General features: G+C 64.2%; 21 protein-coding genes. 11 read left to right on the top strand and 10 right to left on the bottom strand.

Translation table 11 applies throughout. The annotated features are described in order from the left end of the window. Positions 1-54: 54 nt before the first annotated feature. The 3 genes from HUK72_RS06880 to HUK72_RS06890 all read right to left on the bottom strand — a co-directional run bounded on the left by HUK72_RS06880 (position 55) and on the right by HUK72_RS06890 (position 1,862). Positions 55-702, bottom strand: a complete 648-nt coding sequence (locus tag HUK72_RS06880; protein ID WP_176596119.1) for a glutathione S-transferase family protein — start codon at positions 700-702, stop codon at positions 55-57. 86 nt (positions 703-788) lie between these two features. Next, positions 789-1,499 (bottom strand): hypothetical protein, encoded by a 711-nt coding sequence (locus tag HUK72_RS06885; RefSeq protein WP_218035922.1) that lies wholly within the window; start codon positions 1,497-1,499, stop codon positions 789-791. Between the two features lie 120 nt (positions 1,500-1,619). Beyond that, on the bottom strand, positions 1,620-1,862 hold the full coding sequence (locus HUK72_RS06890; protein ID WP_176596121.1) for a hypothetical protein: 243 nt from the start codon (positions 1,860-1,862) through the stop codon (positions 1,620-1,622). Between the two features lie 89 nt (positions 1,863-1,951). Here HUK72_RS06890 and HUK72_RS06895 point away from each other — a divergent pair, with 89 nt between their 5' ends. The 8 genes from HUK72_RS06895 (at position 1,952) to HUK72_RS06930 (ending at position 9,703) form a co-directional block, all read left to right on the top strand. Then, entirely contained in the window at positions 1,952-2,458 is a 507-nt protein-coding gene (locus HUK72_RS06895) for a GNAT family N-acetyltransferase (protein WP_176596122.1), read from the top strand. Positions 2,459-2,648: 190 nt separating this feature from the next. Further along, the gene (locus HUK72_RS06900) at positions 2,649-3,284 is read left to right on the top strand and encodes a YqaA family protein (protein ID WP_176596123.1); all 636 of its coding nucleotides are present in this window, start codon (positions 2,649-2,651) and stop codon (positions 3,282-3,284) included. A 10-nt stretch (positions 3,285-3,294) separates the two neighbouring features. Continuing rightward, positions 3,295-4,911 carry an apolipoprotein N-acyltransferase gene (gene lnt / locus HUK72_RS06905; RefSeq protein WP_176596124.1) on the top strand — a complete coding sequence of 539 codons (1,617 nt, stop codon included), beginning with the start codon at positions 3,295-3,297 and terminating at the stop codon, positions 4,909-4,911. 58 nt (positions 4,912-4,969) lie between these two features. Further along, positions 4,970-6,178, top strand: coding sequence for a methionine adenosyltransferase (metK, locus tag HUK72_RS06910; protein WP_176596125.1), 1,209 nt, complete (start codon positions 4,970-4,972; stop codon positions 6,176-6,178). Positions 6,179-6,196: 18 nt separating this feature from the next. After that, positions 6,197-6,697, top strand: a complete 501-nt coding sequence (locus HUK72_RS06915) for a hypothetical protein (RefSeq protein WP_255325633.1) — start codon at positions 6,197-6,199, stop codon at positions 6,695-6,697. A gap of 129 nt (positions 6,698-6,826) precedes the next feature. After that, entirely contained in the window at positions 6,827-7,015 is a 189-nt protein-coding gene (locus tag HUK72_RS06920; RefSeq protein ID WP_176596126.1) for a hypothetical protein, read from the top strand. A gap of 179 nt (positions 7,016-7,194) precedes the next feature. Then, on the top strand, positions 7,195-7,914 hold the full coding sequence (locus HUK72_RS06925; RefSeq protein ID WP_176596127.1) for a tRNA (guanosine(46)-N(7))-methyltransferase TrmB: 720 nt from the start codon (positions 7,195-7,197) through the stop codon (positions 7,912-7,914). A gap of 247 nt (positions 7,915-8,161) precedes the next feature. Then, positions 8,162-9,703: a right-handed parallel beta-helix repeat-containing protein gene (locus HUK72_RS06930; RefSeq protein WP_336952297.1), complete on the top strand. Its 1,542-nt coding sequence runs from the start codon at positions 8,162-8,164 to the stop codon at positions 9,701-9,703. A gap of 541 nt (positions 9,704-10,244) precedes the next feature. Here the strand turns inward: HUK72_RS06930 and HUK72_RS06935 are convergent. The 5 genes from HUK72_RS06935 to HUK72_RS06955 all read right to left on the bottom strand — a co-directional run bounded on the left by HUK72_RS06935 (position 10,245) and on the right by HUK72_RS06955 (position 14,574). Next, complete coding sequence (locus HUK72_RS06935; protein ID WP_176596128.1) at positions 10,245-10,793, bottom strand: hypothetical protein; 549 nt, start codon at positions 10,791-10,793, stop codon at positions 10,245-10,247. A gap of 159 nt (positions 10,794-10,952) precedes the next feature. Further along, positions 10,953-13,313 (bottom strand): TonB-dependent receptor, encoded by a 2,361-nt coding sequence (locus HUK72_RS06940; RefSeq protein WP_176596129.1) that lies wholly within the window; start codon positions 13,311-13,313, stop codon positions 10,953-10,955. Positions 13,314-13,445: 132 nt separating this feature from the next. Next, on the bottom strand, positions 13,446-13,817 hold the full coding sequence (locus HUK72_RS06945) for a winged helix-turn-helix domain-containing protein (RefSeq protein ID WP_176596130.1): 372 nt from the start codon (positions 13,815-13,817) through the stop codon (positions 13,446-13,448). A gap of 196 nt (positions 13,818-14,013) precedes the next feature. Further along, on the bottom strand, positions 14,014-14,265 hold the full coding sequence (locus HUK72_RS06950; protein ID WP_176596131.1) for a hypothetical protein: 252 nt from the start codon (positions 14,263-14,265) through the stop codon (positions 14,014-14,016). Between the two features lie 81 nt (positions 14,266-14,346). After that, positions 14,347-14,574: a hypothetical protein gene (locus HUK72_RS06955; protein WP_176596132.1), complete on the bottom strand. Its 228-nt coding sequence runs from the start codon at positions 14,572-14,574 to the stop codon at positions 14,347-14,349. Between the two features lie 177 nt (positions 14,575-14,751). Between HUK72_RS06955 and HUK72_RS06960 the strand changes: the two genes are divergently transcribed. Together HUK72_RS06960 and HUK72_RS06965 are read left to right on the top strand one after the other, a co-directional pair. Continuing rightward, positions 14,752-15,861 carry a sensor histidine kinase gene (locus tag HUK72_RS06960; protein WP_176596133.1) on the top strand — a complete coding sequence of 370 codons (1,110 nt, stop codon included), beginning with the start codon at positions 14,752-14,754 and terminating at the stop codon, positions 15,859-15,861. Between the two features lie 518 nt (positions 15,862-16,379). Next, on the top strand, positions 16,380-17,123 hold the full coding sequence (locus tag HUK72_RS06965; protein ID WP_176596134.1) for a LytTR family DNA-binding domain-containing protein: 744 nt from the start codon (positions 16,380-16,382) through the stop codon (positions 17,121-17,123). A gap of 166 nt (positions 17,124-17,289) precedes the next feature. Here HUK72_RS06965 and HUK72_RS06970 read toward each other — a convergent pair whose 3' ends face one another. After that, positions 17,290-17,625 carry a UrcA family protein gene (locus tag HUK72_RS06970; RefSeq protein ID WP_176596135.1) on the bottom strand — a complete coding sequence of 112 codons (336 nt, stop codon included), beginning with the start codon at positions 17,623-17,625 and terminating at the stop codon, positions 17,290-17,292. Positions 17,626-18,158: 533 nt separating this feature from the next. Then, positions 18,159-18,731, bottom strand: a complete 573-nt coding sequence (locus tag HUK72_RS06975; protein WP_176596136.1) for a septal ring lytic transglycosylase RlpA family protein — start codon at positions 18,729-18,731, stop codon at positions 18,159-18,161. Between the two features lie 126 nt (positions 18,732-18,857). On the opposite strand from HUK72_RS06975, the gene uvrA reads away from it, so the two are divergent. Further along, positions 18,858-21,806, top strand: a complete 2,949-nt coding sequence (gene uvrA, locus HUK72_RS06980; RefSeq protein WP_176596137.1) for an excinuclease ABC subunit UvrA — start codon at positions 18,858-18,860, stop codon at positions 21,804-21,806. Positions 21,807-21,817 lie beyond the last annotated feature (11 nt).

Below are 21,817 nucleotides of genomic sequence, written 5' to 3' on the forward strand. Positions count from 1 at the left end.
ACAACTGCCAGAACAGCGTGACGATGTCAAGAAAAATGTTCCATATAGGTTAAATCATGCCGCAGCCATCTGCTTGATCGCCCGCGCCTCCGCCGCCAGTGCCGCCGCGAAGCTCGGCCGCTCCCGCATCTCCCGCAACCAGCCGCGAAGGTGCGACCAGCGCCCCTCCGCCAGCACGGAACTACAATAGCAGATGTTGATGATCGGGCAGGCGACGGCAATATCCGCCAGCGTGAAGCGATCCTCCACCAGAAATCCGCTCTCCAGCAGAATATCCTCCAGATAGTCGTACAGTTCCGGCAGCTTCTCCGCCTCCGCCCTTTCGGCGGCGTCCAGATCCTGCGCCACGCCCATGAACGGCGCGACCATCCGGTTGAAGAAGATCCGCGCACCCGTCGCCTGCATGATGGTGTCGCCAAATTCCTCGTACCAGATCGTCCGTGCCCGCGCCTTTGCCTCAACCGGGATCAGATTGGGCTCAGGACACAGCGTATCCAGATAGGTTATGATTGCCGTACTGTCGCTGATCAGGAAATCCCCATCCTGAAAGCCCGGTATCTTGCCGAAGGGCGACGCCTGGACAAAGGCGTCGCAACCCTGCCCGAAACCGCCCGGCTTCACCTCCAGATCGATGCCCTTCTCGGCGGCGAAGACGATGACCTTGCGCACGAATGGCGACGGCCGCGCTCCATAAAGGATCATGACAAAGGCTCCTGGAAAGAGAAGCGCCCATCATCGCCCTCCCGTCCCGACACGCAACCCCGTTCGCACGTCCGACGGAAAACCGCTCACCGCCCGGCCTCATCCGCCCCGGCGACGGTCCGCGAATAATCGATCCTGATCCGCACCCAGCTACCGACCATCACCTTGCCGTTGACGCGCGGCGGCAACACCAGGAACTGCCAGGCCGCCAGCCGCACCGCCTTCGCAAAGCCCGACCCCACGGGCGATTCGCCCAGCGCCTGGCAATTTTCGACATGATAATGGTCGACCGTCTTGCAGGCGACCAGGCCCCAGCCATTGCCCGGCGCATTGGCGGGCAGATAGCCGCCCAGTTCCGCCGGACTAGGCCGCCGATACCATTCCGCCTCGAACAACTGCACCCCGCCCGGCCCCTCGCCCGGCCCGGCCGCCGCCGCGCTGTTCCCCTGCCCCGAAGCGCCGTCGGCGGCTCCCTGCTTCGCCATCTTGCCGATGTCCGCCGACGCCATCTGCTGCCTGTCCATCACCAGGAAGGGCAGAGGCGATGGCTGCTGCTCGGTCGGCCTCACCACCGGCCGGTCGGGCTTCACCACTGGCCGCACCTGCCGCTGCGCCGATTTCTCCTGCCGCTTCTTCTCGCTCTTCTCAGCCTTGCTCTGCGCCTTTTCCGCCTTGGGCGCGGGCGCCATCTCGAAGGTCACGGGATTGCGAAAGTCGGGCAAGCGCACGACCGGCTTGGGCGCCAGCGCCAGCAGCGCCAGCAGCAGCAAGCCGTTGAACAGCAGCGCAAACAGCAATCCACTGCCGCGCTCGCGCCATTTCAAAGGGGATGAAGAGGTCAAATTCACATGGATGCGCCGGGCGGGGTCTCACAGGGGGTCATGCCCAGACGCCGCCGTCCCGTCAACGCCGTCGCGTCAACAGACATCCTCCTCCCGCACCACAGGACGGCTTTCCCGCGTCGCCCGCATCCGGCTAGCCTTGTCATCGGGATCGGACGTCAGCACGACATGATCCTCATGCACCTCTAGCAGCACACCGGCAAAGGGCATGCCCTCCAGACTGCCCGTCACCCGGTAGCTGACCGAATCCCCGACCTTGAACGTCGCCGGATCGGTGTTGAATTCAAAGGGGCAACCGCCCTCTCCCATACCAAGCATATATGTCTCCTGTGCCGGAACCCTAACGCGATGGCCCCCTGCCGATCAAGCATCTGTCGCTTCCATCACAGGCGCGCTACAGCCCCGCCATGGACATCCGCCCCGCCCTCCCATCGGACCTCCCAGGCCTCCACCCGATCATAGAGCGCGCCTATCGTGGCGACACCGCCCGCCAAAGCTGGGCCATCGAATCAGCCCCACCCAGCAGCCCCCGCACCAGCATCGCCGCGCTCGAAGCGATCCTCGCCAACCCCGCCGAACGCCTGCTGGTTGCCCTGAAAGCAGACGGCACCCCCTCCGGCTGCGTCCAGATCTCCGACAAAGGCGACGGCCGGGCCTATCTCGGCCTATTGTGCGTCGACCCCGGCCTCCAGTCGAGCGGCCTCGGCCATCACCTCATCGCCGCCGCCGAACAACTCGCCGCATCGGCCTTCGGCGCCCGGCAGATGGAAATGACCGTCATCTCCACCCATGACAAGCTTATCCAATATTATCAAAGACGTGGCTACCAACCTACCGGAGAGCAACGCCCCTACCCCGTCCCGCTCGATCCACCCCAGCAGATGCTCGTCCTGGCAAAAGCACTGGCGGCCTGAAAGCAGTTCGGCTACGGCCCGGTCAGTTCGATTTTCCGTTCAGGGCGAGGCGAAAATGGTGGATTTCGAGAATCTCGGAGCGAGTCACGTGCCTCGCTTCGACGCGGCGCGCTCAAGGCACGTGAGCACCGGAAGCGCAGAAATGCGCCATTTGCAGCCCGTCATGGACGGAAAGGCGAACTGACCGCCGATGCTCACCAAGCTCTACCAATGGACGCTGGCGAAAGCCGCCCACGCCCACGCCGAACGCTGGCTCTTCGTCATCTCCTTTATGGAAAGCAGCTTTTTCCCGATCCCGCCGCACCCGCTGCTCGGCCTGATGTGCCTCGCCCGCCCGGAACGCGCGATCCGCTTCGGGCTGATCTGCACCATCGCCTCGGTCCTGGGCGGCCTGTTCGGCTATGCCATCGGCCATTTCCTCTATGAGACCGTCGGCCAGCAGATATTGAACGCCCTCGGCCTCGCCGCCAAATTCCCCGTCGCCGCCTGCTATCTGCGCGATTACGGGGCAGAGATCATCTTGATCAAGGGCGCGACGCCGATCCCCTTCAAGCTGATCACCATCACGGCGGGCTTTATCGGCCTGTCGCTCTTCACCTTCCTCTGGGCGAGCGTTCTCAGCCGCGCCTTCCAGTTCATGCTGGTGGGCTTCCTGTTCTGGAAATTCGGCCGCCCGATCAAGGCGTTCATCGAGAAATATCTGGGCCTGCTCTCCGCCGGATTCCTGGTCCTGCTGGTCGGCGGCTTCATCGCGGCATCGGCCCTGTCGGGCGGCGGTGACAAGAGCGACAAGTGCAGCCACGCCACCATGGCCACCCTGCACTGATCCGCACCCCATGAAGGACATTCCGGCCCGCTTCCCGAAGCTCACTGCCCTGCTCGCGGGATTCGTGGCGGCGACCGGCTTCGAACCGCTGAAACTCTGGCCAGTCACCCTGGCCTGCTTCGCCCTGCTCATCGTCCTGATCGAACAGGCCCCCAACCGCCGCGCCGCTTTCTCACGCGGCTGGCTGTTCGGCGTCGGCCATTTCACCCTGGGCCTCAACTGGATCGCCCACGCCTTCACCTTCCAGGACGCGATGCCCCACTGGTTCGGCTACGGTGCGGTGGTCCTCCTGTCCCTCTACCTCGCCGCCTATCCCGGCTTGGCCACTCTCGCCGCCTGGTGGTTAAGAAACCACATGTTCCTGCGAAGGCACTGGAACGAGACAAGCGGCTCGCGACAGCCCAGTCCCGCCGTCAGAACTGGACTCCTGCCTCCGCAGGAACACGCCACATTTCCTTTCACCCTCCTCTTCGCCGCCACCTGGCTGGCCTCGGAATATCTCCGCGCCACCGCCTTCACCGGCTTCGCGTGGAACCCGCTGGGCGTCACCCTCCTCCCCACCGGCATAGCGATCGCCTCCACCCTGATCGGCACCTACGGCCTCGGCGCCCTCTCCATCCTCGCATCCGGCGCACTCCTCCTCGCCCTCCGCCGCCAGTTCCGCCCAGCCGCCGCCCTCGCCACGCCCCTCATTGCCCTGGCTCTCTGGGGCAATCTCTCCCCCGCCCCACCGACCCCCGCAGGCGCCCCAAAAATCCGCGTGGTCCAACCCAATATCGGCCAGGACGAGAAATATTCCCCCGAACTCGAACAGGCCCATTTCCAGACCCTCGCCGCCCTCTCCGGCACGCCGCGCCCGGCCCCGCGCCTGATCTTCTGGCCCGAAGCCGCCATCCCCGCCTATCTCGACATGGAGCCCGACTGGCGCGCGCGCCTCGCCGCCTTGCTCGGCCCCGGCGACCTCCTCATGACCGGCGCGACCAAAGTCTATTTCAAAGAAGGCGTCCCGGAAAACGCCCTCGCCGGCGCGAACAACAGCCTGTTCATCGTGAACGCCCAGGCCCAACTGCTGGGCCGCTACGACAAGTCCCACCTCGTCCCCTATGGCGAATATCTGCCGATGCGCCAGATTCTCCAGCCGCTCGGCCTGTCCCGCCTCGTCCCCGGCGCCGTCGATTTCTGGCCCGGCCCCGGCCCGCAAAGCCTGACCCTGCCCGCCACGCTGGGCCGCCCGCCGCTCAAGATGGGCGTGCAAATCTGCTACGAGATCATCTTCTCCGGCCAGGTGGTGGACGAAGCCAACCGCCCCGACTTCCTGTTCAACCCCTCGAACGACGCCTGGTTCGGCAGTTGGGGCCCGGTCCAGCACCTGGCCCAAGCCCGCCTCCGCGCGCTGGAGGAGGGCATCCCCATCATCCGCTCCACCCCCACCGGAGTCTCGGCGGTGGTCGACGCCCGCGGCCATATCCGCAGCAGCATCGGCCATCACCGCGCCGGTTTCCTCGACACCGCGCTGCCCCCCGCCCTGCCGCCGACGCTCTTCTCCCACCTCGGCAACTGGGCGGCATTCGGCTTCATGATCGCGCTCATCGCACTGGCCATTGCCACCCGCAGAACGACCCGCTAATAGCCACATAAACTTTTCTTTATGTCGCTTGCTCGAACAGCGTGCTAACGGGAGTCCCATGCGCAACAACTATCTCTTCACCTCGGAATCGGTTTCCGAAGGCCATCCCGACAAGGTCGCGGACCAGATTTCCGACGCCATCGTCGACCTGTTCCTGTCGAAGGACCCTGAAGCCCGCATCGCCTGCGAAACGCTGACCACGACCCAGCTCGTCGTGCTGGCGGGCGAAATCCGCTGCAAGGGCGTCTATGAAAATGACGCCTGGGCGCCCGGCGCGCAGGAAGAGATCGAACGCGCGGTCCGCGAAACGGTGAAGCGCATCGGCTACGAACAGGACGGCTTCCACTGGGAGACGTTCCGCTTCGAAAACAACCTCCATGGCCAGTCCGCGCACATCGCGCAGGGCGTCGACGCCGCGGGCAACAAGGATGAAGGCGCCGGCGACCAGGGCATCATGTTCGGCTTCGCCTGCGACGAAACCCCCGACCTCATGCCCGCCACGCTGGACTACAGCCACAAGATCCTGGCGAAGATGGCCGCCGACCGCCACAGCGGCCGCGCCCCCTTCCTGGAACCCGACGCCAAGAGCCAAGTGACGCTCCGCTTCGAAAATGGCAAGCCTGCAGCCGCCACCGCCATCGTCGTCTCGACCCAGCACGCGCCGGGCTATGACGAGGGCGCGAAGGAAGCCGAACTCAAAAATTATGTGAAGGGCGTTATCGCGGAAGTGCTCCCCGGCGAGCTGCTCTCTGACGAGACCGTCTATCACATCAACCCAACCGGCAGCTTCGAAATCGGCGGGCCGGACGGCGACGCAGGCCTCACCGGCCGCAAGATCATCGTCGACACCTATGGCGGCGCCAGCCCCCATGGCGGCGGCGCGTTCAGCGGCAAGGATCCGACCAAGGTGGACCGCTCGGCGGCCTACATCACCCGTTATCTGGCAAAGAACATCGTCGCCGCCGGCCTCGCCAAGCGTTGCACGATCCAGCTCGCCTACGCCATCGGCGTGTCGGAGCCGCTTTCGCTCTATGTCGACACCCACGGCACCGGCACGGTGGACGACGACAAGATCGAGGACGCGATCAAGGGCATCAAGGAACTGGGCGGCCTCACCCCGCGCGGCATCCGCACCCATCTCGGCCTCAACAAGCCGATCTACCAGCCCTCGGCCGCCTATGGCCATTTCGGGCGGAAGGCTGAAGGCGACTTCTTCCCCTGGGAACGCACGGACCTGGTGGAAAAGCTGAAGGCCGCCATCGCCTGACATAGAATGGAGGAAATCATGGGACGGAAGCACCGCACGACCATCGCCACTCTGGCCATGTCAGCGGCGCTCGCCGCTTCCGTCCCATTCCCAACCCTGGCCGCCCCTGCCAGAACGACCGCCGATGCAGTGATCTTCCGCTCCGCAGGCCTCAAGAACAACGGTCGCGGCTGGACCAGCGGCTGCGATGAATCCGGCCAGCCGCCTTCGCCCGCCACAATAGACGAACGCCGCGATCTGAACGGCGACGGCCGCCCGGAAGTTGTCGTCTCCGAATCCAGCGGCTATTGCTACGGCAATACCGGCCAGGCCTTCTGGCTGCCCAGCCAGCAGGCCGACGGCAGTTGGAAACTGATGGCCCATGAAACCGGCATCCCCGAATTTCTGGCCAGCAAGGGCGCGGGCGGCTGGCCCGATCTTTCGGTCGGCGGCCCCGGTTTCTGCTTCCCCGTCCTGCGCTGGAACGGCCGCAGCTACGCCTTCCATCGCCACGCCTATGAAGGAAAGCCCTGCCGCTGACAGACCCAGCATGGCGGCAAAATGACGAAAAGTTCATTAGCCCCGCACAGGAAAAACGCCCATAAGCAGGTCGTCGGGTCCGCACCCCTGTCGGGCCCGGCAACTCCCTCTTCCCAAAGGGGAATTGCGATGACTTCGGTATCCCGGAAACTGACTTCAGCCCTCCTCGGTCTCGCCCTCCTGGCCGGCAGCGCCGCTCCCGCGCTCGCCGCACCCTGCAAGGACGCCAAGGGCAAATTCGTCAAATGCCCGCCCAAGCCCGTCGCCAAAAAAGGCCCGTGCAAGGATGCCAAGGGCCGCTTCATCAAATGCAAATAAGCTGAAGGCAGCAACTCCCCAACCTCGCTCCCTTCCTCCAGGACAAGCCCGGCGCCGCTAGCCCCGACGCCGCGGCTCCCAGCCTCCTGCCCCCGGTCCATCTCCTCAACATCCGGGGGCAGGAGGCGCCCCCTCATCGCCGCTTGCCCCCATCGCCGCCGCCCGCTATCGGCGCGCCCATGAAGACGCATGAATCTGGGCATAAATCCGGACATCAATCCGGCGATCCCACCACGCTCAACCGCCTCTACGGCCGCCAGTCCGGGCACAAGCTGCGCGCGGCCCAGCAGCAACTGGTCGACACGCTGCTCCCCGCCCTCTCCGTCCCCGAAGAGGGCGAGATCACCGCCGCGAACCTCTTCGGCTACGACCGCCCGCTGCATTTCGAGATCGGCTTCGGCGGCGGCGAACATCTCGCCTATCGCGCCGACCTGCTGCCCGACCATGGCTTCATCGGCTGCGAACCTTTCCTGAACGGCGTCGTCACCGCGCTCGGCCATGTCCGCGACCAGGCACTGGGCAATGTCCGCCTCCACATGGGCGACGCGCTGTCGGTCCTCAGCCGCATCCCCGACGGCGCGCTCAGCTTCGTCTACCTCCTCCATCCCGACCCCTGGCCCAAGGCGCGCCACGCCAAGCGCCGCATGATGAACCCCGGCCCGGTCGCCATGATCGCGCGAAAGCTGAAGCCCGGCGGCGAATTCCGCTTCGGCACGGACCACCCCATCTATCTGCGCTGGGCGCTGATGGTGATGAACGGCCATCCCGACTTCGAATGGCTGGCCAGCGCCCCCGCGGATTTCCAGAACCGCCCCGGCGGCTGGCCCGAAACCCGCTACGAAGCCAAGGCCCGCCGCCTCGGCCATGAAGTCTGGTATTTCCGCTACCGCCGCATCTGAAAAGAAACCCCGCCGGAGCAAGCTCAACGACGGGGCCAAGGTTCAGGGAGGTGTCACTCCAAGGGGAAGAGTGACCCAACCTATCTAGGAACCTATCATGACAATTCAAGGACATGTCATCCTTTTGTCCTTCCGACGCGTCGCCCCGCCTCATCTCCCCAAGGCCGTCGGACGCGACCTTTACGAACCGTTCAGCCACCCCATATCAGGCTGACGCCAGAACCATATCGCTGCGAAAGGCCTTCATGTGCCGAAGTCCCGTTGGGCAATTCTCCTTCCGGCACTGCTCTCGTGGCCAGGCATCCTCGCCGCCGCCCATGCCGAAACCTATTATGTCGATTCCCGTCTAGGCGACGACAGCGCCAGCGGAACCACGGCCGACCGGCCCTGGCAGTCCCTTGCCCGCGTCAACGGCTGGTCGCTCCAGCCCGGCGACCAAATCCTGCTGGCGGCCGGATCGGTATGGAAGGAACCGCTGACCATCACCCGGTCGGGCAAAGCCGGATCGCCCATCACGATCGCCGCGACCGGCACCGGCCCCCGGCCGCGCATCGATGCGGGCGGCGTTTCCGAATATGCGGTGGGCGTGATCAATGCCGAATATGTCACGGTCGGCGGGCTGGAAGTCACCAATAACGCCCCCTCCCCGGCACCGCGCATCGGCATAGCAGTACGCGCCGAAAACCGGGGCGTGACGCGGGGCATCCGCATCAGCGACAATTATGTCCACGACGTCCGGGGCACCAACGACCGCAAGGATAATGGCGGCATCCTGTTCAGCGCCACCGGCCGCACAGTCGCCACCCGCTTCCACGATCTGGCGATCGAGCGCAACATCGTCTGGCGCGTCGACCGCTCGGGCATCGCCGGGATCAGCGACCGGGTGTCGTTTCTCGACTGGTTCCCCAGCGAAAAGGTCGTCATCCGCGACAATTATCTGGAGGACATCGGCGGCGACGGCATCGTGCCCCGCGGCACCGACGGCGCGCTGATCGAACATAATATCGTCCGCTACGCCGGCAGTCGCGCACCCGGCTATAATGCGGGCATCTGGCAATGGAGCACGGACAACAGCCTGATCCAGCTCAACGAAGCGGCCTATACCCGCACCCGTTACGACGGCCAGGGCTTCGATTCCGATTTTAACTCGCGCCGCACCACCTTCCTCTACAATTACAGCCACGACAATGCGGGCGGCTTCCTGCTGATCTGCTCGCCCCGGCGCAACGACAAGGACAATCTGGGCAATCGCGGCACGGTGGCCCGCTTCAACGTCAGCCGCAATGACGGCACCCGCATCTTCCAGCTTTCCGGCAATGTGTCGGACGCGCTGATCGAAAGGAACGTCATCCATGTGGGCAAGGCGATGGACGTCCAGATGGTCGTCGCCACCGAATGGCAGGGCTGGGCCCGCGACGTCCGTTTCCAGCATAATATCTTCAAGGTGGCGGGCACCGCCCGCTATGGCAGCGAAAATGGCCGCAGCGGCCCCGACTATCTGATCAAGGCGGGCTTCTCCCCCGTCGAAGCCATAAGGTTCAAGCGCAACAGCTATTTCGGCAGCCATATCGACTTGCCGGAGGACGGGCTCGGCCAATCCGTAGTGCCCTATCAGGAAGTCGCCTCGGACTGGCAGGTGCCGACATTCGATCCCGCCCAGCCGGACGGATTCACGGAATATCTCGCCCGCCACCGCGCCTGGATGCTGGCGATGCTGACGCGGGAACTGGGTGAAACGGTCACGCCCAAACAACCGCGCCGCAGCTCGATCTTCCAAGCGCGGCGCTGACTCGTCCTGCGAAGGAAGGCGGGGCTCAAGGTGGGTCGCGTGCAGGCTGACGCCTGCCGCGGCACTAGGACATAGAAGCCGGTCGAAGTCGATTGCGATAATTTAGACGTGGATCAAGCGAACTTCGCTTATTTTCAGGGCAAAGCAACCGGGCATGCGCGGAAGAAAGAACAACGGCCCAAAGAGTCCCGCCCGACGCATGGCAATGACGGTCTCCACCCGGCCGGAGCCCTCCCAACCCCGTCATGCTGAACTTGTTTCCGCATGACGACTAGGCGGCGTGGACGAATTCAAGACCCGCCGAACTGAGTGATTTGTTTGAGAAACGGACGATCTGCTTGTGCCGTTTTCTCGCAACGTGCTCCTGCGCAGGCAGGAGCCCAGCCCCGCGCTTGGCGGATCACCGTACCGTCTGATCTGGGCTCCTGCCTGCGCAGGAGCATGTTGCGCTCAATGGCTAAGAATAGCCATTTCCCGACATGCCGAATTTGTCCACGCGGCCTAGCAATCACCCCATCGGCAAAAACAATAACCGACCGGCCTAATTCGCCTTGCTCAAATCCACCTTCTCGACCCATTCGGGATAGAAGGTCGGCTCCCGGTTCGACCATCCGACCGCCGTCGCCGCCGCTTCGCTGATCGACTGGAGCAACGCCCGGCGCTTTTCCGGATGGAGATGCGGCAAACTCGCCGCCGCGCAGAACGCCCCTGGCAGCCACGGCCGGGCCCCCGCCCCCAGCAGCCGCTCATAGAGAAAGCGATAGGCCGAAAAACTGCACAGCCGGTCCTGCCCCAGATCGAAGGCGGAAATCGTCACCAGCGGCGCCATGAACGGCTCCATCTGGTCCAGCCCGCTATCGTCGGGGACGCGCGCCTTGATCTCCTCAAGCCGCCCATAAATCCGCGCCTGCGCCCGGATGCTCGCTTCCTCCACCATGTCCCGCGACCACAGCTTCATGGCGTCGCGCCGGTGGAGGCCGATGTCCAGCGATCTTCGGATATAGCGCTGCGTAGCGGCCGGGAAACTGGCGAATTCACGCAATTCCGCCAGGGTGATGGCCCCGTCCGCTGGTCTTGCACTCGTGCCCATGCTTTTGCCCTCCGACTTCAAGTCGTAAGCAGAACATGCGCCCGATATGGTTACTGCAAGCTTAAGCGCCGGTTCTGCCGACAAGCACAAGGAATCATTTTTCTTTGTGCAGCGCAACATGTAATTTTTATGAATGCGCCCAATCGAGTAACGAAGCGGTCACCCACCCCACTTGGTCCGCAGCGTCACGCCAATGGTGCGCGGCTCGCTGGGCGTTCCGACGATCAGCCCGCTATTCCCGGCCTGCACCGTCAGATTCTGCATATAGTCCTTATCGAACAGATTGCGTGCGAACACCGCCAATTCCCAATGCGGCGACCGATAACCGACGCTGCCATTGACCAGCGTATAGCCCTTGATGATGGTATAGGCCGACCCGGTGGCTTCCCCCAAGACGCGGGTCCGCGTCACCGCATCGCCCCGCAGGAACAACTCGCCCTCACGCGTTCCAAGCGCCAGCGGCACATGATATTCGCCACCCGCCGATCCGACCCATTTCGGCAGGCCCGGCAGCCCCTGCCCCGTCAGGTCGCACTGCGCCGTGCCCGTGCCGGTCCGCTCGATCGGGCAAGGCCCCTTGGGGTAATTTGCATATTTACCGTCCGAATAAGCGCCCGATGCCCGCAAGGTCAGCCGCGACCCGATCTGCGCCGCCGCGTCGAACTCGATGCCCTTCACCCTCACCTTGGGAATGTTGGCGAGATAGCTGCGCAGCGCCACCGTGGCCGAACTATCGACCACATTCGCCTGAAAATCCGTCACGTCGATATGATAGGCGTCGATATTGAAGGTCAGCGCATCATGGAACAGCCGCGTCTTGAACCCCGCTTCCCAGGTGGTGTTCGTCTCCGGCCGGACGACGGCGGTGGTCAGCACTGCCTGGTTGGAGGCATTGACCGGCAGACCCGACATGTTGATCCCGCCCGACTTCTGCCCCTTGGCGAAGCTGACATAGCCCATGATCCCCTCCATCACATCATAGGCGACATTCACTCGTCCCGAGGCGCTGCCATCGCCATCATGCGCGCTATAGCTCTGCGCCCGCAGGATCGACTGCTGGTCCGCCTGCAACGCCACCGTCGGCGCCACCCCGCCAAAGGTCCGCACGTCATAGACGCCGTCCTTCTCCTCATAGGTATAGCGAATCCCGCCCGTGATCGCGAGGCGCTCCACCGGCCGCCAGGTCACTTCCCCGAAAATGCCGTAGCTTTCGCTGCGGAAATCGGTCCGCCCGTCGGTCTGATAACCATCGAGCAGCGCCGCCGTCCGCGTCGCACTCGCTGGCAGCAACCAATAAGTCGCCAGCGGCCCATAAATGCTGATCGGCCGCCCGGTGATCTTCTGATGGAAATAATAGAGCCCCGCCACATATTCGACCGGCCCCGGCACATTGGACCCGATCCGGAACTCCTGGCTGAACTGGTCCTGCCGCGAGGGAATATGCTGCGTCGTCTGGATGTGCAGCCCGGTATAGTCGCGATCGTTCGCCGCATCCCAGTTCCAGAAGCGCCATGCGCTGATCGAGGTCAGCGTCGTCCCACCCAGCTTCCAGTCGGCGGTCGCGGACACTCCGCCCTCATCGGTATCCACGCCCAAGGGCGCGTCATTACTCGTCACCCGGTCATAGGGATTGAAGCTCGGCGGCGCATAAGGCCCACCCGGCGCATTGGCCGCCAGCGAAGCATAGCGCTGCGCGGCAGGCTTCAAGGTCGGCGCCACCCGCACGAAAAGCTGCGCGCAGCAATCATTCCTGAAATTCGCCCAATCCCCGATCAGCCGAAGCGAAAAGTCCGGCGAAGGCTGGAACAGCAACTGCCCGCGAATGGCGTCATTGCGGATATTATTCTGATGCTCGCCCCGCACCACATTCCAGATATAGCCATCCTGCCGCGTTACCGACCCCGACAGCCGGAAGGCCAGCACATCGCCCGCAACCGGCCCCGTCACCGCCGCCTTGGCCTGCACGAAATCGCGGCTTCCATAGGAAAGCTCCGCCTCCGCCCCGAAATCGAAGCCCGGCTTCTTCGTGACGATGCTGATCGCGCCCGCCACGCTGTTCTTCCCGAACAAGGTGCCCTGCGGCCCGCGCAGCACCTCCACCCGCTCGACATCGGCAAAGTCGAACGCCGCCGTCGCCGGCCGCGCATGATAGACCCCATCGACATAGAAGCCCACGCCCGGCTCCAGCCCGTCATTGGCCTGGCTCACCGCCACCACGCTCGACCCCAGCCCGCGGATGGTGAAGGCGGTGTTGCGCGGATTGGCCGAACTATAATTGAGCGCGGGCACCAACTGGCTCAACTGGTTGGTGTTGACCGTATAGGTCCGCGTCAACTCCTCACCACCGACCAGGCTCAGCGAAGCGGGCACATCCTGCGGGTCCTCCTCCCGCAACCGCGCCGTGACGAAGATCACACCCTCCGCCGCATCTTCGGCTTCCGGAATCTGCGCCCACGCAACCGCCGGAACCGCCACCGAAGCCAGAACCGCCGCCAAAACGCTCCGCGAACCGAATGTCATGATGCCCCCTCTTTTAGTCGGGGAGGCCCCTACACGGCCCGCAAATGATTCGCTATATATAATCGTATATAGCATCCAACACGCCATGTTCCTGCGAAGGCAGGAACACAAAACATCATCCCATCAAAGACACTATTCCCCGCCGTCCCCCTGCGCCGGCAGCGGCTCCAGCCGCACTTCCGCCGCCAGATCGGGCCAGTGCGCCGCATCAGCCACACCCGTCACCGCCGCCTGCATCGCCCGAAAGCGCGCCAAAATCCCCACGCCATAGTCGGTCAGCCGCGCCCCCTCGCTCGACGTCGCGACCAGCGGCATGGCCCAGCAGCGGTTCATCACATCCACCAGCATCCAGCACCGCCGGTAGCTCATCCGCAGCTTCCGCCCGGCCGCAGAGATCGACCCCTCACTGGCGATCGCGTCCAGCAGGTCGGCCTTGCCCGGCCCCATGGCGATCTCCGCACCACAATAAATCTGTATCTTGATCTTCAACGCCGGCCCACTCATGCGCCGCTTATGCCACGCCAGGCCAAGAAGGCCAATGCATGGGCGTGAACATCCCACCTCCGTCACCCCGGGCTTGACCCGGGGTCCCGCTGCCTTCGGCTAGGCCCGGACGGGAGAAGAAAAGCGGAACCCCGGATCAAGTCCGGGGTGACGAGCGCCGACGGCAGCTAATGACCATCCCCAACCGACCGACAACCTACCCCAACCGACGCTCCAGCACCGCGCCGATCATGCTGCGCCACACGGCCACATCGCCCGCCTGCGCCATTTGCGCATCGGGTTCGCGCAACGTGTGCAGGATCGCATAGGCGTCGTCGACATGATCCTTCCAACTGGCGTCGACTGCGCTCGCCGCGTGCGGATCGCTGCCCTCGCCGTTCAGGCTGAGCTGGCGCCCGGCCAATACGCGGGCGATACGCTCGATCGCGGGAGTGGCGGAAGTCGGCATATGAAGTGGCTCCTCTCACCTGCGGGAAGGCCGCGTCGCCGCCGCCTTCCCCACCGATCATATCATGATTTACCGCCTCGTCTATCGCTCGTCCTTCTTATGCTCCCCGTCCGGAAAGCCGGAAGACGGCACCGGATCGCCATGGTCTCCCGGCGCGGTCGCGGCGGGCGGATCGGACGCATCCATGCTATCCTTCAATCCTTCGTCCAGCTTCTCCTCCTGGGTCACGGCATGGTCCTGCGCATCCGTCGGGCGCTTGTCGTCCGCTTCCTCGCGGCTGTTGGGACGAATATCCGTCTTCTCGCTCATCCTATACTCCTCTCCGGCGCGGCAGAAGCGCCTCAACGGATCAACGGACGGCGGCGGAAGCCGGTTCCCCAGATCGCCCCTCGCCTATCGCCCCCTATCGACCAACGCATGGAACCCTTCGACCAGCTTCACCGCCAAGGGGCGACAGACCGCCCGCCCTGTCCTAGACTTCCGCCCATGAGCATAAAAAATGAAGACGGCGAGCCGGGCGTGCCGCCGACGGTCGCACTTTATTCGATACTGGGTTTCTGGTTCTTCTATGCGGTGCTGGTGACGCTGCGCGCCTCCGTCATGGGGTTCGAGGCGCAGGGGGCCATGGCCACCCGCCGCGCCGTGGTGACGGTGATCGGCATCGTCGTCACCTGGGTCCTCTATCTCTGCCTGCGCCGCTTCGACCGCAAGCCGCTCGCGACGCGCATCGTCGCCGCCTTCACCCTCGCCGCCCCCTTCGCGCTGGCGACGGCGGCAGCCAATTTCTACGTCTTCAACATCTACGACCCGGCCTCACTCTTCCCCGACGCCGATTATCAGAAATATGCCAGCGAACAGGGTTTCGCCCTGATGCAGATCGTGGAGGACGCGATCAGCCGCTATTTCTTCCTCGCCGCCTGGGCCGGTCTGTATCTCGCCCTTTCCTACGCCAGCGAAGCCCACCGCACCGAACGCCGCGCCGTCCGGCTGGAACAGGCCGCGCAACAGGCTGAACTGCGCTCCCTGCGCTATCAGGTGAACCCGCATTTCCTGTTCAACACGCTGAACTCGCTCTCCTCGCTGGTCATGAAGAACCGGCGCGACGAGGCGGAACAGATGATCCTCTCCCTCTCCAATTTCTACCGCACCAGCCTGACCGGCGACCCGCTGGAGGATGTGTCCTTGGAGGAGGAGGTCCATCTCCAGAAACTCTATCTGGACATCGAAGCGGTCCGCTTCCCCGATCGCCTGTCGACGAGCATCCGCATTCCGGACGGACTGCTCAATGCCTGCGTCCCCGGCCTGATCCTGCAACCGCTGGTCGAAAATGCGATCAAATATGGCGTGTCACGCACCTCCAGCCCCGTCACCATCGCCATCGCCGCGCGGGAGGAGGACGGCATGCTCCACATCAGCGTCACCGACAATGGCGACAAGCCGCCCAGCGAAGCCGACGCAGGCAGCGGCATCGGCCTCGCCAATGTGCGCGACCGCCTGACCGCACGCTTCGGCGCGCAGGGCCGGATCGACTACGGCCCGCGCCCCGGCGGCGGCTTCGCCGTCGACCTGACCCTCCCCATCATCCGCCGAAGCTAGGCTGTATCGACATTCAGCTATTTCGTACGATTGGAGCAAACTTCATTCCCAATCGTCATGCTGAACTTGTTTAGCATGACGTCGCTTATATTTGTAAGCTGAATGCCGATACAGCCTAGAGCGATTTCCAAGTGATCGGCATCGATCGCTGGTTAAGAAATCGCGGCAAACAAAGGATTTAGAGCGACGTGGACAAATTCAAGACTCGCCGGATTGAATGATTTGGGTGGAGAGCAGACGTTGAGGTTCGGTCTGGATACACCGTGCTCCTGCGCAGGCAGGAGCCCAGTTCAGACGGTGCGATGATCCACTAAGGGCGGGACTGGGCTCTCACGAGCCACGCGTCTCGTTCGAGTGCCTTCGCAGGAGCACGGTGCGCTCAATGGCTAAAAATGACCGCAACTGGCCATTTCCCGACATTCCTAATTTGTCCACGCGGCCTTAGGGTGGGCGGATATTCCGTCCGGGATGGAACAGAATCTCCACACCCTTGGCGCAATCTGTGAAAGGTTGAACCGATGCCCATCCGAACGCTGATCGTCGACGACGAACCCCTGGCGGTCGAACGCCTCCAGATGCTCTGCGCCCGCGAGCCGCGCATCGCCCTGGTCGGCACGGCCAGCGACGGCGAGGCGGCGCTTCGCCTGATCGAAGGGCTGGAGCCTGACCTGGTGATGCTCGACATCGCCATGCCGCTGCTCGACGGCATCGGCGTGGCGCGGGCGACCTCACGCATGGGCATCTGCCCCGCCGTGATCTTCGTCACCGCGTTCGAGGGCTTCGCGGTGGAGGCGTTCGACCTCGCCGCCGTGGACTATCTGCTGAAACCAGTCGCCCATGAACGCCTCGCCCGCGCCATCGACCGCGTCGAACAGGCGCTGGGCAACCGCCCCACGCCCTCCCCCGCCACCAGCACGGAGGATGAACCCGAATGGGCCGAGGAATTCTGGGTGCCGCACCGCTCCGAACTGATCCGCATCGGCGCCGCCCAGATCGACCGGATCGAGGCGGAACGCGACTATATGCGCCTGCATGTGGGGGCCAACAGCTACCTCCTGCACCAGACGATCAGCTCACTGGAAAACCGGCTGGACCCGCAGCAATTCGTCCGCCTGCACCGGTCCCATATCGTGCGCCGCGACCATATCGCCCGCCTGCGCCACGACGGCAGCGGCGTCTGGTCGGCCTGCCTGGCCGACGACACGGAAATCCGCATCGGCCGCACCTATCTGGCCAACGCCCGCGCCATGACCGGCCGCTAACCCCTTTCATTCCTCCCCATCAAAGATGGGGAGGGGGACCGCCGCCAAAGGCGGTGGTGGAGGGGAACTGGCACGACCTCACCCCACCCTTCTCCATCCCGACATGGGAGAAAACAAAAAAGGCCCGGCATCCACCGGGCCTTTCTTCAAAACTCAAAGGAAAAACTCAGTTCCCCGCGCCGACCGGCTTTTCCTTGCTCATATCGGCAAAACGCTCACCATCGCCTGCCTTGGCGATCGCCAGCTCCACCGAGCTACGCACATGGGCGGCGGCAACCGACTGACATTTCTTGATCTCGGCCGAGGTCGCGCCATGCTCGCAGACTTTCCACGCGGCCCGCCAGATGCGTCCCTTCAGGACATTCTGCCCCTTCGCGCTCGACAGATCCAGATCGTGGTAGCGAACATCGGCAGTCTTGCCGTTGGACTGGAATTCAACGGCCGAAGCCGTGGTGGCGACGCCCAGCAGAGCGGCGGCGGCGATCATTTTCGCGGCGATCATGGCAATGTCTCCTCAACTATATCCTGTCCGCTCGCAGCGGACCTCAGGCGAAGAGAAGAGCGGCCTCAACGAACAGATCATCATCCCTGTCTTCGCTCATTCTGTCTTAGGCCGATCGCCCATGCACCGCTTTCCGCTTTCGACCGGCGCCCCTCCCCGTCGGCCAACGACCGTCCTGTCGACCAAATGCAGTCTGGCTTGGACGAACGACAATTTTACGTTAAAAAAACAAGCTTTCCCTAGCGTAAAATTACAAATGTCCAACAAGCAGGGCACATAAAAAAGCACCCCCGGCGCAAGGGAAGGCCGGGGGTGCATCCAGGAAGCTGTCGGGCTCTCCGGGATCTCTTTTTCAAATTGTTATCAGCGAGACGGCCTCGCATCGGACGAACCGTATCGGGCCATCGCTGTATCGGCTCGCATCATAACACCAGCGCCGGAAGACCGTTTTTTCCCATTCGATGATCCGCCGACCCGCCCCGCCCGGCAGCATTCGCCGGGGACGAACCGACAACAGGCTTCCACGAACGACATCAGCGCCCCTGCGCGGAAAGCTGGGCACGCAAATTGGCCAGCGTCCGCCCGTCGACCGTCGGCCGCGCGGGCGCCTCCTTCCCCTCGCGCAGCGTCCTGCGGTCCTTCTCCGGCGGCTCCACCACCCGCACCCTCACCGGCGCATGGCCCGTCGCCCCGATCCCCAACTGCTCCGCCGCCCCCCGCGACAGGTCGATGATCCGCCCCCGCCCGGCAAAGGGCCCGCGATCATTCACCCGCACCAGGATCGTCCGCCCCGTCTCCAGCGACGTCACCTCGACATAGCTCGGCAAGGGCAGGGTCGTATGCGCCGCCGTCACAGCCTTGGGCTGAAAGCGCTCCCCATTGGCGGTCTGGCTCCCGCTCTCATGCCCATACCAGCTCGCATAACCCAGATAGTCATAAGCCGGATCGACGGCAGGCACATAAGTCACCCCCCGCACCGCATAGGGCTTCCCCACCCGCACCGGCACATCGCTCACCGGCCGGTACTTCACGCCCCCGCCGCAACCCGCCAACGCCACCGCGGCGGCCAGCGCCCCACACCGCATCCGAACCGAAATCCCGCTCATCCTCAAGCCCCTAGCCCAGCGGCCCGCCGGAGAAAAGCCGCCGCCTTTTCCTTTCACCGCACAGACCCTATCTTGCGCCCGCCCGAGCCTTGCTCTCAAAGAACAAATCTGGAACAACACGCCCCCATGAGTCTCACCACCATTTCCGTCCGCGGCGCCCGCGAGCACAACCTCAAGGGCGTCGACGTCGACCTCCCCCGCGACAGCCTGATCGTCATCACGGGCCTGTCCGGCTCGGGCAAGTCCAGCCTCGCCTTCGACACCATCTATGCCGAGGGTCAGCGCCGCTATGTGGAGTCCCTCTCCGCCTATGCCCGCCAGTTCCTGGAGATGATGCAGAAGCCCGACGTCGAACATATAGAGGGCCTCTCCCCCGCCATCTCCATCGAACAGAAGACGACGTCCAGAAACCCCCGCTCCACGGTCGCCACGGTCACGGAAATCTACGACTATATGCGCCTCCTCTGGGCGCGGGTCGGCATCCCCTACAGCCCCGCCACCGGCCTCCCGATCAGCGCCCAGACCGTCAGCCAGATGGTCGACCGCGTGATGCAGCTCCCGGAGGGCACCCGCTTCTACCTGCTCGCCCCCGTCGTGCGCGGCCGCAAGGGCGAGTATCGGAAAGAACTGGCCGAATGGCAGAAGGCCGGCTTCACCCGCGTCCGCATCGACGGCGAACTCTACGCCATCGAAGACGCCCCCGCCCTCGACAAGAAATACAAGCACGACATCGAAGTGGTGGTCGACCGCCTGGCCGTCACCGAAGACATGTCCACCCGCTTGGCCGACAGCTTCGAACAAGCCCTGAAACTGGCCGACGGCCTCGCCTATATAGACCTGGCCGACGGCACAGTCGCTGACCTCACCTCTCCCCCCCCGCAGGCGGGAGGGGCCGGGGGTGGGCAAACCGCAACCGCCGGCAAAATGAAAAACGCCGAAATCCCCGCCAACCGCATAGTCTTCAGCGAAAAATTCGCCTGCCCCGTCAGCGGCTTCACGATTCCCGAAATCGAACCCCGCCTCTTCTCCTTCAACGCCCCGCAAGGCGCCTGCCCCGCCTGCGACGGCCTGGGCGAGCGGCAGTTATTCGACCCCGAACTGGTCGTCCCCAACGAAGCCCTCAGCCTCAAAAAAGGCGCCATAGTCCCCTGGGCGAAATCCAACCCGCCCAGCCCCTATTACATGCAAGTCCTGGGCAGCCTGGCAAAAGAATTCGGCTTCTCCCTGGAAACCCCGTGGCAAAACCTCTCGCCCGAGGTAAAGATCATCATCCTCCACGGCACCGCCGGCAAGCCCGTCACCCTCCGCTTCGTCGACGGCAAGAAGTCCTACGAAGTCAAGAAACCCTTCGAAGGCGTGATCGGCAACCTCAACCGCCGCCTGCTCCAGACCGAATCCGCCTGGATGCGCGAGGAACTGAGCAAGTACCAGACCGCCATGCCCTGCGAGACCTGCGACGGCGCCCGCCTCAAGCCCGAAGCCCGCGCCGTCAAGATCGCCGGGGAGGACATCTCCCTCTCCACCCGCCGCTCCGTGGTCGACGCGCTCCGCTTCTTCCAGACCCTCCCCACCCACCTGGGCGACCAGCAGAACCAGATCGCCAAGGCCATCCTCAAGGAAATCGTGGAGCGCCTCGGCTTCCTCAACAATGTCGGCCTGGACTATCTGAACCTCGACCGCACCAGCGGCACCCTGTCCGGGGGCGAGTCCCAACGCATCCGTCTCGCCAGCCAAATCGGCAGCGGCCTCTCCGGCGTCCTCTACGTCCTCGACGAACCGTCGATCGGCCTGCACCAGCGCGACAATGACCGCTTGCTCATCACCCTGAAACGCCTGCGCGACCTCGGCAACACCGTCATCGTCGTGGAGCATGACGAGGACGCGATCCGCACCGCCGACTATATCGTCGACATGGGCCCCGGCGCAGGCGTCCACGGCGGCACCATCGTCGCCCAGGGCAGCCTCAACGAACTGCTCGCCCACCGCGACAGCCTGACCGCGGACTACCTCAACGGCACCCGCCGCATCGAAGTCCCGTCAAAACGCCGCAAAGGCTCAGGCAAGAAACTCACCGTCCACAACGCCCGCGCCAACAATCTGCAAGGCGTCACAGCCAGCATCCCGCTCGGCACCTTCACCTGCATCACCGGCGTCTCCGGCTCGGGCAAGTCCAGCTTCACCATCGACACGCTCTACGCCGCCTCCGCCCGCGCCCTCAACGGCGCCCGCATCGTCGCAGGCCCGCACGACAAGGTGACGGGCCTCGAACATTGCGACAAGGTGATCGACATCGACCAGTCGCCCATCGGCCGCACCCCCCGCTCCAACCCCGCGACCTACACGGGCGCCTTCACCAACATCCGCGACTGGTTCGCCGGCCTCCCCGAAGCCCAGGCGCGCGGCTACAAGCCCGGCCGCTTCTCCTTCAACGTCAAGGGCGGCCGCTGCGAAGCCTGCCAGGGCGACGGCGTCCTCAAGATCGAGATGCACTTCCTCCCCGACGTCTACGTCACCTGCGACGTCTGCCACGGCGCCCGCTACAATCGCGAGACGCTGGAGGTGAAGTTCAAAGGCCACAGCATCGCGGACGTGCTGGACATGACCGTCGAGGATGCGGTGGAATTCTTCAAGGCCGTCCCCCCCATCCGCGACAAGATGGCGATGCTGGCCGAAGTGGGCCTCGGCTATATCAAGGTCGGCCAGCAAGCCACCACCCTCTCCGGCGGCGAAGCCCAACGCGTCAAACTCGCCAAGGAATTGTCGCGTAGAGCCACCGGCAACACCCTCTACATATTGGACGAACCCACCACCGGCCTCCACTTCGAAGACGTCCGCAAACTGCTCGAAGTCCTCCACGCGCTGGTCGAACAAGGCAACAGCGTGGTCGTGATCGAGCATAATCTGGATGTCATCAAGACCGCCGACTGGATCATCGACATGGGCCCGGAAGGCGGCGTCAAGGGCGGCGAAGTGGTAGCCGAAGGCACCCCGGAAAAGGTCGCGAAAAACGCCCGAAGCTTTACCGGGCGCTATCTCGCGCCGCTGTTGGGATTGGAGGCCGTGGCGGCGGAGTAGAAGACGATCGG

Source organism: Sphingobium sp. 15-1 (genome assembly GCF_013375535.1).
Lineage (GTDB): Bacteria > Pseudomonadota > Alphaproteobacteria > Sphingomonadales > Sphingomonadaceae > Sphingobium > Sphingobium aromaticivastans.

Coding starts and splice junctions, on each gene's coding strand:
- HUK72_RS06880 (WP_176596119.1), bottom strand. CDS start 702: ATGATCCTTTATGGAGCGCGGCCGTCGCCATTCGTGCGCAAGGTCATC.
- HUK72_RS06890 (WP_176596121.1), bottom strand. CDS start 1,862: ATGCTTGGTATGGGAGAGGGCGGTTGCCCCTTTGAATTCAACACCGAT.
- HUK72_RS06895 (WP_176596122.1), top strand. CDS start 1,952: ATGGACATCCGCCCCGCCCTCCCATCGGACCTCCCAGGCCTCCACCCG.
- HUK72_RS06900 (WP_176596123.1), top strand. CDS start 2,649: ATGCTCACCAAGCTCTACCAATGGACGCTGGCGAAAGCCGCCCACGCC.
- lnt (WP_176596124.1), top strand. CDS start 3,295: ATGAAGGACATTCCGGCCCGCTTCCCGAAGCTCACTGCCCTGCTCGCG.
- metK (WP_176596125.1), top strand. CDS start 4,970: ATGCGCAACAACTATCTCTTCACCTCGGAATCGGTTTCCGAAGGCCAT.
- HUK72_RS06915 (WP_255325633.1), top strand. CDS start 6,197: ATGGGACGGAAGCACCGCACGACCATCGCCACTCTGGCCATGTCAGCG.
- HUK72_RS06920 (WP_176596126.1), top strand. CDS start 6,827: ATGACTTCGGTATCCCGGAAACTGACTTCAGCCCTCCTCGGTCTCGCC.
- HUK72_RS06925 (WP_176596127.1), top strand. CDS start 7,195: ATGAAGACGCATGAATCTGGGCATAAATCCGGACATCAATCCGGCGAT.
- HUK72_RS06935 (WP_176596128.1), bottom strand. CDS start 10,793: ATGGGCACGAGTGCAAGACCAGCGGACGGGGCCATCACCCTGGCGGAA.
- HUK72_RS06940 (WP_176596129.1), bottom strand. CDS start 13,313: ATGACATTCGGTTCGCGGAGCGTTTTGGCGGCGGTTCTGGCTTCGGTG.
- HUK72_RS06945 (WP_176596130.1), bottom strand. CDS start 13,817: ATGAGTGGGCCGGCGTTGAAGATCAAGATACAGATTTATTGTGGTGCG.
- HUK72_RS06950 (WP_176596131.1), bottom strand. CDS start 14,265: ATGCCGACTTCCGCCACTCCCGCGATCGAGCGTATCGCCCGCGTATTG.
- HUK72_RS06955 (WP_176596132.1), bottom strand. CDS start 14,574: ATGAGCGAGAAGACGGATATTCGTCCCAACAGCCGCGAGGAAGCGGAC.
- HUK72_RS06960 (WP_176596133.1), top strand. CDS start 14,752: ATGAGCATAAAAAATGAAGACGGCGAGCCGGGCGTGCCGCCGACGGTC.
- HUK72_RS06965 (WP_176596134.1), top strand. CDS start 16,380: ATGCCCATCCGAACGCTGATCGTCGACGACGAACCCCTGGCGGTCGAA.
- HUK72_RS06970 (WP_176596135.1), bottom strand. CDS start 17,625: ATGATCGCCGCGAAAATGATCGCCGCCGCCGCTCTGCTGGGCGTCGCC.
- HUK72_RS06975 (WP_176596136.1), bottom strand. CDS start 18,731: ATGAGCGGGATTTCGGTTCGGATGCGGTGTGGGGCGCTGGCCGCCGCG.
- uvrA (WP_176596137.1), top strand. CDS start 18,858: ATGAGTCTCACCACCATTTCCGTCCGCGGCGCCCGCGAGCACAACCTC.